Source organism: Burkholderia sp. 22313, from assembly GCF_052045245.1.
Lineage (GTDB): Bacteria > Pseudomonadota > Gammaproteobacteria > Burkholderiales > Burkholderiaceae > Burkholderia.
The window spans coordinates 132,184-147,920 of the sequence record NZ_JBQEON010000012.1 but is presented as its reverse complement, the minus strand read 5'-3'; the positions used below and the strand labels follow the sequence as shown (position 1 = coordinate 147,920).

Here is a 15,737-nt window from a genome sequence, read left to right as displayed (position 1 = left end):
AACACAATCAACGATACGGCGCGTCGGCAGCCTTCGCCGCAGCGATGTCCTTCTCGTAGCGATCGCCCACCGCGAGCAGCATATCCTTCGTGAAATACAGGTCGCCGCGCTTTTCGCCGTGGTACTCGAGAATCTGCGTCTCGACGATCGAATCGACCGGGCAGCTTTCTTCGCAGAAACCGCAGAAGATGCACTTCGTCAGGTCGATGTCGTAGCGCGTCGTGCGGCGCGTGTTGTCCGCGCGCGTTTCCGATTCGATCGTGATCGCCATTGCGGGGCACACGGCCTCGCAGAGCTTGCACGCGATGCAGCGCTCTTCGCCGTTTTCATAGCGGCGCAGCGCGTGCAGCCCGCGAAAACGCGGCGAGATCGGGGTCTTCTCTTCCGGGAACTGCACGGTGAACTTGCGCCGGAACGTGTAACGACCGGTCAGCGCGAGCCCCTTCAGCAGCTCCGTCAGGAAGAAGGTCTTAAAGAAGTGTTGGATTGCCGTCATGATTTCGTCCGATCTTTACTTCACCCAGATGTTGAGCGGCGACATCATCCAGAAGCCGACCACGACCACCCAGATCACCGTGACGGGCAGGAACACCTTCCAGCCCAGACGCATGATCTGGTCGTAACGGTAGCGCGGGAACGTCGCGCGCACCCAGATGAACACCGACAGCAGCGCGAATACCTTCAGCACCAGCCAGAAGATGCCCGGAATGAACGACAGGAATTCGAACGGTGCATCCCAGCCACCGAGGAACAGCGTCGCAGCCAGCGCCGAGATCACGATCATGTTGATGTACTCGGCGAGAAAGAACAGCGCGAACGCCATACCCGAGTAATCGATCATGTGACCCGCGACGATCTCCGACTCCCCTTCCACCACGTCGAACGGGTGGCGGTTCGTTTCGGCGATGCCCGAGATGAAGTAGACGACGAACGCCGGCAGCAGCGGCAGCCAGTTCCACGACAGGAAGTTCACCCCGTGGCCGGCGAAAAAGCCATGCTGCTGCGAATTGACGATTTCCGACATGTTCAGGCTGCCGGCCGTCATCAGCACGAGCACGAGCGCGAAGCCCATCGAGATTTCGTACGAGACCATCTGCGCCGCGGCACGCATCGCACCGAGGAATGCGTACTTCGAGTTCGACGCCCAGCCTGCGAGGATCACCGCATACACGCCGATCGACGAGATCGCCATCGCGTACAGCAGGCCCGCGTTGATGTTCGCGAGCACGGCCTTGGCCTGGAACGGGATCACGGCCCACACGGCGAACGCCGGCACGACGGTCATGACCGGCGCGATCAGGTACAGCCAGCGGCTGGCGGCGCTCGGCTGAATCACTTCCTTCAGCAGCAGCTTCAGCACGTCGGCGATCGGCTGCAGCAAGCCGCCGGGGCCGACGCGGTTCGGGCCGAGACGTACGTGCATCCAGCCAATCAGCTTGCGTTCCCACAGAATCAGGTATGCAACGCACAGCAGGATGACGACGGAGACGACGAGGATGCGCACGATGGCCCACACCGTCGGCCACGCGACGCCGAGAAGCTGGGCGCCGCCCGCGTTGATCGTATCGAACAAGCTCATTTACGCCTTCTCCACCACCAGTTCACCGGACAGGCTGCCGAGCGCTGCGCCGGCAGGCGTTGCCGCCGACACGCGAACGACCGTCTCCGCAAGATTCGCGTCGCGCACGGCCGGCAACTGCACCGCACGCTCGCCCTGGCGCACGCGCACCGCGTCGCCTTCCTTCAAGCCCAGCTTGTCGAACAGCGCGGCCGGCAGGGCTGCGGCATTCGCCACCTTCGCGGCGGCCGTCAGGTGCAGCGCACCTGCGCGGCGCACGAGTGCGTCGGCATGATAGATCGGCACGTCGGCGAGGCGCTCGAAGCTGCCGTTCGCGGCAGCCGCCGCGACGCGCGCCGGTGCGACCGACGCCTGGTTCGACAGGCGGCTCGCGACGCCTGCGTCGCCGAGCGCCGCGACACGCACATCCTCGGCCGTCTCGTATTCGAAGTTCGGCAGGCCGAGCAGGCTGCCGAGCACGCGCAGCACCTTCCATGCCGGACGCGTGTCGCCCAGCGGGCGCACGACGCCGTTGAAGCTCTGCACCGAGCCTTCCGCGTTCACGTACGTACCGGCCGTTTCCGTGAACGGAGCGATCGGCAGCAGCACGTCGGCGTAATCGAGGCCGTGCTTGAACGGCGACATCACGACGACCATTTCAGCCTGGTTCAGCGCGGCAAGCGCCTGCGCCGGATCGGCCGTGTCGAATTCCGGTTCGACGTTCAGCAGCACGTAGCCCTTGCGCGGCTGCGCGAACGCTTCGCGTGCGTTCAGGCCGCCTTCGCCCGGCAGTGCGTTGACGACGTGCGCGCCGACCGTGTTCGCCGCTTCCGTCAGGAAGCCGAACGTGGCGCCGGTGTTCTCGGCGATCCACTGTGCGATGGCGTGCAGCTTCGCGAATTGCGGGTGACGGACGGCCACGTTGCCGAGCAGCACTGCGCGACGTTCGCCGTTCGCGAGCGACTGGGCGACTGCCTGGGCAGCCGGCGAAGCCGTGACGCCCGCGAGCGTGTCCGGCAGCGCGACGCCGCGCATTTGCGCGACGGCTGCGGCCACACCGGCCAGTTCGTCGAGCCATGCCGACGGCGCGGCGACGATGCGCTGCGCGGTCGGGATCAGCGAATCGTCGGCGGTCGCGTGCAGGAAGTGCAGCTTCGCGCCGTTCTTCGCGGCCTGACGCAGGCGCGCGGCGAACAGCGGGTGGTCGCGGCGCAGGAACGAACCGACGACGAACGCGGCATTCACGTTCGACAGGTCGGCGATCGGCATGCCGAGCCACGGTGCACCCTGGACCGGCGCCGAGAAATCCTGCTGGCGCAGACGGAAGTCGACGTTCGGCGTCTTCAGTTCGTTGGCAAGCTGCTTCACGAGGAACAGCTCTTCAGCGGTGCTGTGCGCGCTCGCGAGCATCGCCAGCGCGTTCGCGCCGTGATCCGCGGCGATGCCCTTCAGGCCCTTCGCGACATATTCGAGTGCGGTCTGCCAGTCGGTTTCGATCCACTGGCCGCCCTGCTTCAGCATCGGCTTCGTCAGGCGCTCTTCGCTGTTCAGGCCTTCGTACGAGAAACGATCCTTGTCCGAGATCCAGCATTCGTTGATCGCTTCGTTCTCGAACGGCAGCACGCGCATCACGCGGTTGTTCTTCACCTGCACGACGAGGTTCGCGCCGACGGAATCGTGCGGGCTCACCGACTTGCGGCGCGACAGTTCCCAGGTACGTGCGCTGTAGCGGAACGGCTTGCTGGTCAGCGCGCCGACCGGGCACAGGTCGATCATGTTGCCCGACAGTTCGGAGTCGACCGTCTTGCCGACGAACGTCGTGATTTCCGAGTGCTCGCCACGACCCAGCATGCCGAGCTCCATCACGCCGGCGACTTCCTGGCCGAAGCGGACGCAGCGCGTGCAGTGGATGCAGCGCGACATTTCTTCCATCGAGATCAGCGGGCCCACGTTCTTGTGGAACACCACGCGCTTCTCTTCCGAGTAGCGCGACGACGACTTGCCGTAGCCGACCGCCAGATCCTGCAGCTGGCATTCGCCGCCCTGATCGCAGATCGGGCAGTCGAGCGGGTGGTTGATGAGGAGGAATTCCATCACCGACTGCTGGGCCTTCACGGCCTTGTCGGACTGCGTGTGCACGATCATGCCGGCCGACACGGGCGTCGCGCAGGCAGGCACGGCCTTCGGCATCTTCTCGACTTCGACGAGACACATCCGGCAGTTGGCCGCGACCGACAGTTTCTTGTGATAGCAGAAGTGAGGAATGTACGTATCCGCCTTGTGCGCAGCCTGGATCACCATGCTGCCTTCGGGCACCTCGACCTTCTTGCCGTCTATTTCAAGTTCAACCATGATGGTGAATGGTCCTTAACCTATTTCCGCCCGTTCGCGCCTTCGCCCGACCGTGCGCTCAAATTCCGCAACCGGGTGATTCGCTTCAGGCTGCCGCCGCGTGCGCATGGCCGCCGACCATGCAGTGCTTGTGCTCGACGTGGTACGCGAATTCGTCCCAGTAATGCTTGAGCATCCCGCGAACCGGCATCGCCGCCGCATCGCCGAGCGCGCAGATCGTGCGGCCCATGATGTTCTCGGCAACCGAGTTCAGCAGGTCCAGATCTTCCTGGCGCCCTTCGCCGTGCTCGATACGATTCACGACGCGATACAGCCAGCCGGTGCCCTCGCGGCACGGCGTGCACTGGCCGCACGATTCCTCGTAGTAGAAGTACGACAGGCGCAGCAGCGAACGCACCATGCAGCGCGTCTCGTCCATCACGATCACCGCGCCGGAACCGAGCATCGAGCCCGCCTTCGCGATCGCGTCGTAATCGAGATCGGTCTGCATCATGATGTCGCCCGGGATCACCGGCGCCGACGAACCGCCCGGAATCACGGCCTTGATCTTGCGACCGCCGCGCATCCCGCCTGCCAGCTCCATCAGCGTCGCGAACGGCGTGCCGAGCGGCACTTCATAGTTGCCCGGACGTTCGACGTCGCCCGACACCGAGAAAATCTTCGTGCCGCCGTTGTTCGGCTTGCCGATCTCGAGGTAATTCTGCGGCCCGATCGACAACAGGAACGGCACCGCGGCGAACGTCTCGGTGTTGTTGATCGTGGTCGGCTTGCCGTACACGCCGAAGCTCGCCGGGAACGGCGGCTTGAAGCGCGGCTGGCCCTTCTTGCCCTCGAGCGACTCGAGCAGTGCCGTTTCCTCGCCGCAGATGTACGCGCCGTAACCGTGGTGCGCGTGCAGCTGGAACGAGAATTCCGAGCCCATGATGTTGTCGCCGAGGAAACCCGCGGCACGCGCTTCATCGAGCGCGGCCTCGAAGCGTCGATACACTTCGAAGATTTCGCCGTGGATGTAGTTGTAGCCGACGGTGATGCCCATCGCGTATGCGCCGATGGCCATGCCTTCGATCAGCGCGTGCGGATTCCAGCGCAGGATGTCGCGATCCTTGAACGTGCCCGGCTCGCCTTCGTCCGAGTTGCAGACGAGGTACTTCTGCCCCGGGAACTGACGCGGCATGAAGCTCCACTTCAGGCCGGTCGGGAAGCCCGCACCGCCACGGCCACGCAGGCCCGACGCCTTCACGTCGGCAATCACCTGCTCGGGGGTAATCTTTTCTTCGAGAATGCGGCGCAGCTGCTTGTAGCCGCCGCGCGCAACGTAGTCTTCGAGATGCCAGTTCTCGCCGTTCAGACCAGCAAGGATCAGCGGTTTGATGTGACGGTCGTGGAGGGACGTCATTTCGAAAGCTCCTCAAGCAGCTGGTCGATCTTCTCGCGGCTCATGAAGCTGCACATTCTGTGATTGTTCACCAGCAGCACCGGCGCATCGCCGCACGAGCCCATGCATTCGCCTTCCTTCAGCGTGAACTTGCCGTCGGGCGTGGTCTCGCCGAAGCCGATGCCCAGCTTCTGTTTCAGGTAGTCGGCCGTCGCTTCGGCGCCGCCATGCGGACCGAGCTGGCACGGGAGGTTCGTGCAGAGCGTGATCTTGTGCTTGCCGACCGGTTTGAGCTCGTACATCGTGTAGAACGTCGCGACTTCCTGCACGGCGACGGCCGGCATGCCGAGATAGTCCGCGACGAACTGCATCAGTTCGGGCGACAGCCAGCCGTGCTCTTCTTGAGCCACGGCCAACGCCGACATCACGGCGGACTGTTTCTGATCGGCGGGATACTTCGTCAACGCTCGATCGATTTCCTTCAGGCCTTCAGCTGAGATCATTTTCAGACACGACTCTTTCAATTCCTACCGAACGAACAACCTGCCGCACTGCTGTGCAAGGACGGCAGACCTGGCGCTCACTGTTGACAGCTTGCGAAGCCGCGCCGGTTCGGCGCATACCGCATGTGACTTCGCGTGTGACTGACTGCTCGCCGCCCGCTCGCGCGGACGGCGCAACCATTAGCGATCGATTTCGCCGAACACGATGTCCTGCGTACCGATGATCGTGACGGCGTCGGCAATCATGTGACCGCGCGCCATTTCGTCGAGCGACGCGAGGTGCGCGAAGCCCGGAGCGCGAATCTTGAGGCGATACGGCTTGTTGGCACCATCCGACACCAGATAGATGCCGAATTCGCCCTTCGGATGCTCGACTGCTGCGTACGCCTCGCCTTCCGGCACGTGAAAACCTTCGGTGAAGAGCTTGAAGTGGTGAATCAAGTCTTCCATGTTGGTCTTCATGCCGACGCGCGACGGCGGTGCAACCTTGTGATTGTCGGTCATCACCGGGCCCGGATTCTTGCGGAGCCACTCAATACACTGTTTCGCGATGCGGATCGACTGGCGCATTTCTTCGACGCGCACCAGATAGCGGTCGTAGCAATCGCCGTTCACGCCGACCGGCACGTCGAAATCCATGCGATCGTACACTTCGTACGGCTGCTTCTTGCGCAAGTCCCATGCGATGCCCGAGCCGCGCAGCATCGGGCCCGTCAGGCCCATCTGCAGCGCACGTTCGGGGCTGACCACGCCGATCCCGACCAGGCGCTGTTTCCAGATCCGGTTGTCGGTCAGCAGCGTTTCGTATTCGTCGACGCACTTTGGGAAGCGCGTGAAGAAGTCGTCGATGAAGTCGAGCACCGAGCCGCTGCGCGCTTCGTTCATCTTCGCGAGCGCCTTCTCGTTGCGAATCTTCGACGCCTTGTATTGCGGCATTGCGTCAGGCAGGTCGCGGTAGACGCCGCCCGGACGATAGTACGCCGCGTGCATCCGGGCACCGGACACCGCTTCGTACACGTCCATCAGGTCTTCGCGCTCGCGGAATGCGTACAGGAACACGGCCATCGCGCCGACGTCGAGCGCGTGTGCGCCGATCCACATCAGGTGGTTCAGCACGCGCGTGATCTCGTCGAACAGCACGCGGATGTATTGCGCGCGCTCCGGCACGTCGATGCCGAGCAGCTTTTCGATCGCGAGCACATAGCCGTGCTCGTTGACCATCATCGACACGTAGTCGAGACGATCCATGTACGGCACGGACTGGATGAAGGTCTTGGATTCCGCGAGCTTTTCCGTCGCGCGGTGCAGCAGGCCGATGTGCGGATCGGCACGCTGGATGACTTCGCCGTCGAGCTCGAGCACGAGGCGCAGCACGCCGTGCGCTGCCGGGTGCTGCGGGCCGAAGTTGAGCGTGTAGTTCTTGATTTCTGCCATGACGCCCCCTTAATGTTTCAGACCGCCATAGCGATCCTCGCGGATCACGCGCGGCGTGATTTCGCGCGGCTCGATCGTCACCGGCTGGTAGACCACTCGCTTCTCTTCCGGGTCGTAACGCATTTCGACATAGCCCGACACCGGGAAGTCCTTGCGGAACGGGTGACCGATGAAGCCGTAGTCGGTGAGGATGCGGCGCAGGTCGGGGTGACCTTCGAACACGATGCCGTACAGGTCGAACGCTTCGCGCTCGTACCAGTTCGCGGAAGTCCAGATGTCGACCAGCGATGCCACGATCGGCAGATCGTCGTCCGGCGCGAATGCGCGCAGGCGCAGGCGCCAGTTGTTCGTGACCGACAGCAGGTGCGACACGGCCGCGAAACGCGGGCCGTCGTAGGCGCCGTCGCCGAAGGTCTGGTAGTCGACGCCGCACAGGTCGATCAGTTGCTCGAAACGGAGCTTCGGATCGTCGCGCAGCATCTTTGCGACTTCGAGGTAATCGCTCGCCTTCACGACGAGCGTCAGTTCACCGATCGCTTCGGTGAGGCTCACCACGCGCGCGCCGAGCGCGGCTTCGAGGTTTGCCTTGAGGGTCTCGATTTTGCTTGCCATATTGAGGGGACGCTCGGGGCTTTATTGACGGGCGATGGTGTTGGTGCGGCGGATCTTCGCCTGCAGCTGGATCACGCCGTAGACCAGCGCCTCGGCCGTGGGCGGGCAGCCCGGCACGTAGACGTCGACCGGCACGATCCGGTCACAGCCGCGGACCACCGAGTACGAGTAGTGGTAGTAGCCACCGCCGTTCGCGCACGACCCCATCGAGATCACCCAGCGCGGCTCGGCCATCTGGTCATACACGCGGCGCAGGGCTGGCGCCATCTTGTTGCACAGCGTGCCGGCGACGATCATCACGTCCGACTGACGCGGGCTCGGGCGGAACACGACCCCGAACCGGTCCAGGTCGTAACGGGCCGCGCCCGCATGCATCATCTCGACGGCGCAACACGCGAGCCCGAACGTCATCGGCCACAGCGAGCCGGTACGCGTCCAGTTGATCAGCTTGTCAGCCGTCGTGGTGACAAACCCTTCCTTCAAGACCCCTTCGATACTCATTTGCTTTCCACTCCAGACGAGCGGCCCAGCGTGGCCGCCCATGCAAACCGGCGATTAACCCATCACTCCCAGTCGAGGCCGCCTTTCTTCCAGATATAGGCAAAGCCCAGCAGGAATTCGAGCAGAAAAATCATCATTGCGATGAAACCCGGCCAGCCGATATCCCGGAGCGCGACGCCCCACGGAAACAGGAATGCGGTTTCGAGATCGAAGATGATGAACAGGATGGCGACGAGGTAGTACCGGACGTCGAATTTCATCCGGGCGTCTTCAAAGGCTTCGAAGCCGCACTCGTACGGTGCGTTCTTCTCGACGTCCGGCTTGTTGGGACCAAGGAGCTTGCCGATACTGACCAGCGCTATACCTAAACCAGTGCCCACGAGGAGGAACAACAAGACGGGGTAATAGGCTGCGAGGTTCAAGGCAATCCTCTATCGGTTGGTTCTGAGCGTCCGGAGAATACCACTTCCGGCGGAAGGAATCATTTCGGAGTGCATTCGATCGCAAGACAATTGCAAGCACACCCCAGAAATGAAAAATGCCAGCCACTAGAAGCGGCTGGCATTGAGTAACTTTGGTGCCGACGGCGAGACTCGAACTCGCACAGCTTTCGCCACTACCCCCTCAAGATAGCGTGTCTACCAATTTCACCACGTCGGCACTGCATGCAACTCGGGTCGTGTTGCTTGTTTCCCGCGAATCGCTTCAAGAATTAAATTCTAACCCGAGTTCCAGATTTGTTCAACGCACAAACGCAAAAAAATTAACTTTTTATTTCGGGACGTCCTGGCCCGGCGCACTCGCAGCCGAACCCGCTGCAGCGGATGCAGCAACGGCCGGAGCCGACGCTGCAGGCGCCGATGCCGGTGCGGTCGCTGCCGCGCCGAGCACGCCTGCCGACGGCGTCGACTTGTACGAGCCGAGGTACGTCAGCGCGAGCGTCGCGACGAAGAAGATCGTCGCGAGAATGCCCGTCGTGCGCGACAGGAAGTTCGCGGACCCCGTCGCACCGAACAGGCTGCCCGACGCGCCGCTACCGAATGCAGCGCCCATGTCGGCACCCTTGCCGTGCTGCAGCAGCACGAGCCCGATCACACCGAATGCAGACAGCACCTGCACGACAATAATCAGCGTCTTGAATAACAGCATCACACCCACCCGATTGGATCAGGCAACCGGACCGACCGGCCGCCATCATGGTTCAATTCGACCCCGGACCGCTCAACGCGCAGCCCGGCAGATCGCCAGAAAATCTTCCGCCTTCAGCGACGCGCCGCCGATCAGGCCGCCGTCGATGTCCGGCTGCGAGAACAGCTCTTCCGCGTTGTCCGGCTTCACGCTGCCGCCGTACAGTACCGATACGTCCGCCGCCCCCTTCGCCGCGAGACGCGCACGCAGGAATGCGTGAACGTCCTGCGCCTGCGCCGACGTCGCGCTCTTGCCCGTGCCGATCGCCCAGACCGGCTCGTACGCGACGACGATGCGTGCCGCTTCGTCAGCCGTCAGCACGGCCAGCACGGCGTCGAGCTGGGCACCGACCACCTGCTCGGTCGACCCCGCTTCACGCTCGTCGAGCGTTTCGCCGACGCACACGACGGGCGTGAGGCCTGCCGCAAGCGCACGCTGCGCTTTCGCCGCGACCGTCTCGTTACGCTCGCCGTGATAGGCGCGACGCTCCGAGTGACCGACGATCGCATACCGCGCGCCGAACTCCGCCACCATCGCAGCCGCCACCTCACCGGTGAACGCGCCTTGCTCGTGCGCGGACACGTCCTGCGCGCCGAACCCGACACGGCCGCCGCCGAGTTGCGCCTGAACCTGCGCGAGATACGGGAACGGCACGCACACGCCGATCGACGTCTCGGCCGCCACCGCACCGGCGCCCTGCACCACTTCGTTCAGCAACGTCTGGTTGCCGGCCAGCCGGCCGTGCATCTTCCAGTTACCGATCACTCGCTTTGTTCGTTGTTTCGACATCGTGTCTGTCTCGTCACTATCGTGTCATTAACGTACCGGGAACCGGCCGCCTAGTTTGATCTGGCGAAGCAAACCCGCGATTTTACTGCGCGCGGCTTGAACCGGTCAAACCGCGCATGTCAAGCGCCGTCGCGCGGGCGTTACGCGTTCGCGCCCCAATCGAGCACGATCTTGCCGATATGCTCGCCGCCCTCCATCAGCGCATGCGCCTGCGCGGCCTCGCCGGCCGGCAGCACACGGTAGATGACAGGCTTGATGCGACCGTCGGCCAGCAGCGGCCACACCCGCGCCTTCAACTGCGCGGCGATGCGCGCCTTGAACTCGATCGGGCGCGGGCGCAGCGTCGAGCCCGTCACCGTGAGCCGGCGGCGCAGGATCTCGTTCAGGTTGACCTCGGCCTTCGCGCCGCCGAGCAGCGCGATCAGCACGAGGCGGCCACCATCCGCGAGCGCGGACAGTTCGCGCGGCACGTACGAACCCGCGACCATGTCGAGAATCACGTCGACGCCGCGATCGTGCGTCAGCGACTTGACGACCTCGACGAAGTCCTCGGTCTTGTAGTTGATCGCACGCTCGGCGCCGAGCGCCTCGCATGCGCGGCATTTGTCGGCATTCCCGGCCGTGGCGAACACGCGGAAGCCGAGCGCGTGCGCGATCTGGATCGCCGTCACGCCGATTCCGCTCGAGCCACCCTGCACGAGCAGCGTTTCCTGCTCGCCGCCCTCGCCCGCGCCGAGCAGCGCACGGTCGAACACGTTGCTCCACACCGTGAAGAACGTTTCGGGCAACGACGCGGCTTCGATATCGGTCAGCCCGGCGGGCACCGGCAGGCATTGCGGCAGCGGCGCGACCGCATATTCTGCGTAGCCGCCGCCTGCGAGCAGCGCACACACGCGATCGCCGAGCTTCAGGCCGAACGGGTTCAACGCGGCATCCGACAGGTCGCCGCCGACGATCTCGCCCGCGACCTCGAGGCCCGGCAGATCCGACGCGCCCGGCGGCGGCGCATAGGCGCCCTTGCGCTGGAATACGTCCGGCCGGTTCACGCCGGAAGCCGCCACCTTGATCAGCACTTCGCCGCGCTGCGGCTCGGGGCGCGGACGCTCCGCGAGCTTCAGCACGTCGGGAGCGCCGAATTCGGTGATTTCGATGGCTTTCATGGGGGTTGCTCCAGGATCGGAATCGGGTGGCCCGCCCGTGCGCGGCACGAGCGCCTCGCCGGCGCTGCTGCGCCGCACAACGATGCTACAGAAAAAACGGCCGGCGCGCTTTCGCACTGCCGGCCGTTTTCACGCCTGTCCGCTTACTGCTGCGGCGGCGTATCCGACTGCGACGACGCCGCTGCTTCGTTCAGCAGCGCCTTCGCCGACAGACGCACACGACCCTTCTCGTCCGTCTGGATCACCTTGACCTTGACCTGCTGGCCTTCCTTCAGGTAGTCGTTGATGTCCTTCACGCGCTCGTTGACGATTTCCGAGATGTGCAGCAGGCCGTCCTTGCCCGGCAGCAGGTTCACGATCGCGCCGAAATCGAGCAGCTTGAGCACCGTGCCTTCGTACACCTGGCCGACTTCGATCTCGGCCGTGATTTGCTCGATGCGCTTCTTCGCTTCCGCCATGCCTTCGCTGTTCGTGCTCGCGATCGTCACGACGCCGTCATCCGAGATGTCGATGGTCGTACCCGTTTCTTCCGTCAGCGCGCGGATCACCGAACCGCCCTTGCCGATCACGTCCCGGATCTTTTCCGGGTTGATCTTGATCGTGATCATGCGCGGCGCGAATTCCGACAGTTGCGTGTTCGCACCCGAGACCGCCGACGTCATCTTGCCGAGGATGTGCATGCGGCCTTCCTTCGCCTGCGCGAGCGCGACCTGCATGATTTCCTTCGTGATGCCCTGGATCTTGATGTCCATCTGCAGTGCCGTCACGCCTTGTTCCGTGCCGGCCACCTTGAAATCCATGTCGCCGAGGTGGTCTTCATCGCCGAGGATGTCGGTCAGCACCGCGAACTTGTTGCCTTCGAGGATCAGGCCCATCGCGATACCCGCGACGTGCGCCTTCATCGGCACGCCGGCATCCATCAGCGCGAGGCAGCCGCCGCACACCGATGCCATCGACGACGAACCGTTCGATTCGGTGATTTCCGACACGACGCGGATCGAGTAGCCGAACTCGTCGGCGCTCGGCAGGCACTTGACCAGCGCGCGTTTCGCGAGACGGCCGTGGCCGATTTCGCGACGCTTCGGCGAGCCGACGCGGCCCGTTTCGCCGGTCGCGAACGGGGGCATGTTGTAGTGGAGCATGAAGCGCTCGCGGTATTCGCCTTCGAGCGCGTCGATGATCTGCTCGTCACCCTTCGTGCCGAGCGTCGCGACGACCAGCGCCTGCGTTTCGCCACGCGTGAACAGCGCCGAACCGTGGGTGCGCGGCAGCACGCCGGTGCGGATCTCGATCGGACGCACGGTGCGCGTGTCGCGACCGTCGATGCGCGGCTCGCCGTTCAGGATCTGCGAGCGGACGATCTTCGCTTCGATGTCGAACAGGACGTTGCCGACGGTGGCCTTGTCGGCTGCAACCGTGCCGGCTGCCAGCGCGTCTGCCTCGAGCTTCGCCGAGGTCGCCGCGTAGACTTCCTTCAGCTTCGTCGAGCGTGCTTGCTTGTCGCGCAACTGGTAAGCGGCGAGCAGATCGCCGTGCGCCAGTTCCGTCACGCGCGCGATCAGCGCTTCGTTCTTCGGTGCCGGCTGCCAGTCCCACTCGGGCTTGCCGCCTTCGCGCACGAGTTCGTGAATCGCGTCGATCGCCGTCTGCATCTGCTCGTGGCCGAACACGACCGCGCCCAGCATCACGTCTTCCGGCAGCTGGTCGGCTTCCGATTCGACCATCAGCACCGCACGCTCCGTACCGGCCACGACGAGGTCGAGGCTCGATGCCTTGAGCTGGTCACGCGTCGGGTTCAGCACGTAAGCGTTGTCGATGTAGGCAACGCGCGCGGCACCGACCGGGCCGTTGAACGGCAGGCCCGACACGGCGAGCGCAGCCGATGCGCCGATCAGCGCGGGGATGTCCGCCGGGATTTCCGGGTTCACGGACAGCACGTGGATCACGACCTGGACTTCGTTGTAGAAGCCTTCCGGGAACAGCGGGCGCAGCGGACGGTCGATCAGGCGCGACGTCAGCGTCTCGTGCTCCGACGGGCGGCCTTCGCGACGGAAGAAGCCGCCGGGGATCTTGCCGGCCGAGTAGGTCTTTTCGAGGTAATCGACGGTCAGCGGGAAGAAATCCTGACCCGGCTTCGCCGACTTCGCGCCGACGACGGTTGCCAGCACGACGGTGTCTTCCACGTCGACGATCACGGCACCGCTCGCCTGGCGGGCGACTTCACCGGTTTCGAGGCGCACCTTGTGCTGGCCCCATTGAAATTCCTTCACGACCTTGTTGAACATGGACATGGTTGCTCCTTTGAATTCATTCATTTCATTCGCCACCCGGGCCATCCCGCGCGGCGGCGTCCCGACCGAATCACCCGGAGCAAGGTGTGTTTTTTATGCCATTCCAGCGCGGCGCTCGTCGAGCAACGCGCTGGAATGACACAAATCCCGACCCCGGCATCAGCCGTTCCGGCAGCCCGGCAACCGTGCGCCGGACAACCTGCGGTGCGTGTGACGCTACGCACCGTGCAAAAACAAAATGCCTGCATCAGCGGACTGACACAGGCATCTTGCTGGCGGCAATCGCCTCGATTACTTACGCAGACCCAGCTTCTCGATCAGCGCGCGGTAACGGTCGGCATCCTTACCCTTGAGGTAGTCGAGCAGCTTGCGGCGGCGGCTCACCATGCGCAGCAGGCCGCGGCGGCTGTGGTGATCCTTCGCGTGGGTCTTGAAGTGACCCGTCAGTTCGACGATACGTGCGGTCAGCAGTGCGACCTGGACTTCGGGCGAACCCGTGTCGTTGGTACCGCGGGCGAACTGAGCAACGACTTCCGACTTCTTGATATCTGCGACAGACATGTGATTTCCTTTGTTTCCTACTGGCTAACTAACAGGCGGACACGGAAGAATGGCCGTGCCGTGACTTACAACCGGCGGGCATTGTAACACAACCGCACGCCGTTCCTATCGCCCCTGTCACGGGCGCGTCATCGAGCAGGTCGACGGCATCTGCGTGCGCTGCGCGGGCACCGCAAGAACGGTCCGGAAGCCGTACCCCGAGCCCTCATTATCGAAGCGCACGCCCGGCGTGCCGACCTTGTCCATTTCCATCACATAAAGGGGCTGGATCAGCTGGTGATCCTGCGCGCGCATCGTGGACGCATGGAAGCCGTCGTCGAACGACAGCCCTTCCAGCGCGCGCGCCACCGCGACGGGGTCCGCCGAGCCGGCCCGGTTCATCGCGGCGGCGAGCATCTCGACCATCAGGCTCATGCGCCGCACCGGATAGTCGTCCTGCGGTGCGGGGAAACGGGTCCGGAACGCACGATAGAACGCGTCGGACTTCGCGCCGCCCGCGTTCGGGTGCCAGTCCGCGACGGCCACCACGCGGCCGACGCCCGCGTCGCCGAGCGCGGCCGGCGCGCCGAGGCTGTTGCCGTAGAACGTGTAGAACTTCGCGTTCAGTCCCTGCTCGCGCGCCGCCTTCACGAGCAGCGTCAGATCGTTGCCCCAGTTGCCGGTCACGACGGCGTCCGCGCCGCTGGCCCGGATCTTCGCGATGTACGGCGAGAAATCCTTGATGCGGCCGATCGGGTGGAATTCGTCGCCGGCGATCGCCACGTCGGGACGCCGCTCGGCCAGCGCCTGCCGCGCCAGCGTGCTGACGTCGTGGCCGAAGCTGTAGTCCTGGTTCAGCAAGTAGACCTTGTGCAGCGCGCGATCGCGCGCCATCACGTCCGCGAGCGCGGCCATCCGCATCCCCGCGTGCGCGTCGAAGCGGAAATGCCAGAAGCTGCAGCGCGCGCCGGTCAGCGCCGGATCGTCGGCCGAATAGTTGAGGAACAGCATCCGGCTGTCCGGATTGCGCGCGTTCAGCTTGTCGAGCGCCGCGACGAGCGCGGCCGCGACCGCCGAGCTGTTGCCCTGCGCGACGAAGCCGATGTGCCGGTCCGCCGCCGCGCGCAACTGCATCAGCGCCTCTTCGGGGCTGCCCTTGCTGTCGAGCACGACGAATTCGAGCGGATGCGCGCCGTCGCGCAGCTTCACGCCACCCGCCGCGTTGACCTGTTCGATCCCGAAGCGCAGGTTGCGCTCGACCGCCGCGCCCGCGTTCGCGAACGGGCCCGACATCCCTTCGATCAGCGCAATCCGCACCGGCTCGCCTGCCGCGAACGCGGACGACGCCAGCATCCATCCCGCGCTCAACGCGAGCGCGCCTCGTTTCCACAGCTGCATCGGCCACCTGCCCTTCAATCTGTCCGCGAAGCGCGG

The 15,737-nt window shown here is 64.4% G+C and carries 15 protein-coding genes and 1 tRNA gene; all 16 read right to left on the bottom strand.

The window, feature by feature from the left end:
- Nucleotides 1-7: 7 nt before the first annotated feature.
- The gene (gene nuoI / locus ACTJKF_RS12770) at nt 8-496 is read right to left on the bottom strand and encodes an NADH-quinone oxidoreductase subunit NuoI (RefSeq protein ID WP_440623888.1); all 489 of its coding nucleotides are present in this window, start codon (nt 494-496) and stop codon (nt 8-10) included.
- A 15-nt stretch (nt 497-511) separates the two neighbouring features.
- Complete coding sequence (gene nuoH / locus ACTJKF_RS12765) at nt 512-1,579, bottom strand: NADH-quinone oxidoreductase subunit NuoH (RefSeq protein WP_014896507.1); 1,068 nt, start codon at nt 1,577-1,579, stop codon at nt 512-514.
- Nucleotides 1,580-3,910, bottom strand: a complete 2,331-nt coding sequence (gene nuoG, locus ACTJKF_RS12760) for an NADH-quinone oxidoreductase subunit NuoG (protein ID WP_440623887.1) — start codon at nt 3,908-3,910, stop codon at nt 1,580-1,582.
- 85 nt (nt 3,911-3,995) lie between these two features.
- Nucleotides 3,996-5,306 (bottom strand): NADH-quinone oxidoreductase subunit NuoF, encoded by a 1,311-nt coding sequence (nuoF, locus tag ACTJKF_RS12755; RefSeq protein ID WP_440623886.1) that lies wholly within the window; start codon nt 5,304-5,306, stop codon nt 3,996-3,998.
- Entirely contained in the window at nt 5,303-5,788 is a 486-nt protein-coding gene (nuoE, locus tag ACTJKF_RS12750) for an NADH-quinone oxidoreductase subunit NuoE (protein WP_006478266.1), read from the bottom strand. Before nuoE ends, nuoF begins: the two co-directional genes overlap by 4 nt.
- 180 nt (nt 5,789-5,968) lie before the next feature.
- Nucleotides 5,969-7,222: an NADH-quinone oxidoreductase subunit D gene (locus tag ACTJKF_RS12745; RefSeq protein WP_034184888.1), complete on the bottom strand. Its 1,254-nt coding sequence runs from the start codon at nt 7,220-7,222 to the stop codon at nt 5,969-5,971.
- Nucleotides 7,223-7,231: 9 nt separating this feature from the next.
- Entirely contained in the window at nt 7,232-7,834 is a 603-nt protein-coding gene (locus ACTJKF_RS12740; RefSeq protein ID WP_043188849.1) for an NADH-quinone oxidoreductase subunit C, read from the bottom strand.
- 21 nt (nt 7,835-7,855) lie between these two features.
- The gene (locus ACTJKF_RS12735) at nt 7,856-8,335 is read right to left on the bottom strand and encodes a NuoB/complex I 20 kDa subunit family protein (protein WP_006398799.1); all 480 of its coding nucleotides are present in this window, start codon (nt 8,333-8,335) and stop codon (nt 7,856-7,858) included.
- Nucleotides 8,336-8,397: 62 nt separating this feature from the next.
- Nucleotides 8,398-8,757: an NADH-quinone oxidoreductase subunit A gene (locus ACTJKF_RS12730; protein ID WP_006398798.1), complete on the bottom strand. Its 360-nt coding sequence runs from the start codon at nt 8,755-8,757 to the stop codon at nt 8,398-8,400.
- A gap of 153 nt (nt 8,758-8,910) precedes the next feature.
- Nucleotides 8,911-8,995 (bottom strand) — tRNA-Leu (locus ACTJKF_RS12725).
- 111 nt (nt 8,996-9,106) lie between these two features.
- Nucleotides 9,107-9,484: a preprotein translocase subunit SecG gene (gene secG, locus ACTJKF_RS12720; RefSeq protein WP_440623885.1), complete on the bottom strand. Its 378-nt coding sequence runs from the start codon at nt 9,482-9,484 to the stop codon at nt 9,107-9,109.
- A 72-nt stretch (nt 9,485-9,556) separates the two neighbouring features.
- On the bottom strand, nt 9,557-10,312 hold the full coding sequence (gene tpiA / locus ACTJKF_RS12715) for a triose-phosphate isomerase (RefSeq protein WP_440623883.1): 756 nt from the start codon (nt 10,310-10,312) through the stop codon (nt 9,557-9,559).
- Between the two features lie 140 nt (nt 10,313-10,452).
- Nucleotides 10,453-11,472, bottom strand: a complete 1,020-nt coding sequence (locus ACTJKF_RS12710; RefSeq protein WP_440623882.1) for an NAD(P)H-quinone oxidoreductase — start codon at nt 11,470-11,472, stop codon at nt 10,453-10,455.
- 143 nt (nt 11,473-11,615) lie between these two features.
- Nucleotides 11,616-13,763: a polyribonucleotide nucleotidyltransferase gene (gene pnp, locus ACTJKF_RS12705; protein WP_440623881.1), complete on the bottom strand. Its 2,148-nt coding sequence runs from the start codon at nt 13,761-13,763 to the stop codon at nt 11,616-11,618.
- A 291-nt stretch (nt 13,764-14,054) separates the two neighbouring features.
- Nucleotides 14,055-14,324 (bottom strand): 30S ribosomal protein S15, encoded by a 270-nt coding sequence (gene rpsO / locus ACTJKF_RS12700; protein WP_006398792.1) that lies wholly within the window; start codon nt 14,322-14,324, stop codon nt 14,055-14,057.
- Nucleotides 14,325-14,441: 117 nt separating this feature from the next.
- The gene (locus ACTJKF_RS12695; protein WP_440623880.1) at nt 14,442-15,701 is read right to left on the bottom strand and encodes a branched-chain amino acid ABC transporter substrate-binding protein; all 1,260 of its coding nucleotides are present in this window, start codon (nt 15,699-15,701) and stop codon (nt 14,442-14,444) included.
- Nucleotides 15,702-15,737: the final 36 nt, after the last annotated feature.

Bases quoted from the DNA above. Each gene is read 5' to 3' on its own strand.
- nuoE (WP_006478266.1), bottom strand. From the start codon at position 5,788: ATGATCTCAGCTGAAGGCCTGAAGGAAATCGATCGAGCGTTGACGAAG.
- secG (WP_440623885.1), bottom strand. From the start codon at position 9,484: ATGCTGTTATTCAAGACGCTGATTATTGTCGTGCAGGTGCTGTCTGCA.
- pnp (WP_440623881.1), bottom strand. From the start codon at position 13,763: ATGTCCATGTTCAACAAGGTCGTGAAGGAATTTCAATGGGGCCAGCAC.
- ACTJKF_RS12710 (WP_440623882.1), bottom strand. From the start codon at position 11,472: ATGAAAGCCATCGAAATCACCGAATTCGGCGCTCCCGACGTGCTGAAG.
- ACTJKF_RS12695 (WP_440623880.1), bottom strand. From the start codon at position 15,701: ATGCAGCTGTGGAAACGAGGCGCGCTCGCGTTGAGCGCGGGATGGATG.
- rpsO (WP_006398792.1), bottom strand. From the start codon at position 14,324: ATGTCTGTCGCAGATATCAAGAAGTCGGAAGTCGTTGCTCAGTTCGCC.
- ACTJKF_RS12735 (WP_006398799.1), bottom strand. From the start codon at position 8,335: ATGAGTATCGAAGGGGTCTTGAAGGAAGGGTTTGTCACCACGACGGCT.
- nuoG (WP_440623887.1), bottom strand. From the start codon at position 3,910: ATGGTTGAACTTGAAATAGACGGCAAGAAGGTCGAGGTGCCCGAAGGC.
- nuoI (WP_440623888.1), bottom strand. From the start codon at position 496: ATGACGGCAATCCAACACTTCTTTAAGACCTTCTTCCTGACGGAGCTG.
- ACTJKF_RS12745 (WP_034184888.1), bottom strand. From the start codon at position 7,222: ATGGCAGAAATCAAGAACTACACGCTCAACTTCGGCCCGCAGCACCCG.
- nuoF (WP_440623886.1), bottom strand. From the start codon at position 5,306: ATGACGTCCCTCCACGACCGTCACATCAAACCGCTGATCCTTGCTGGT.
- ACTJKF_RS12740 (WP_043188849.1), bottom strand. From the start codon at position 7,834: ATGGCAAGCAAAATCGAGACCCTCAAGGCAAACCTCGAAGCCGCGCTC.
- tpiA (WP_440623883.1), bottom strand. From the start codon at position 10,312: ATGTCGAAACAACGAACAAAGCGAGTGATCGGTAACTGGAAGATGCAC.
- nuoH (WP_014896507.1), bottom strand. From the start codon at position 1,579: ATGAGCTTGTTCGATACGATCAACGCGGGCGGCGCCCAGCTTCTCGGC.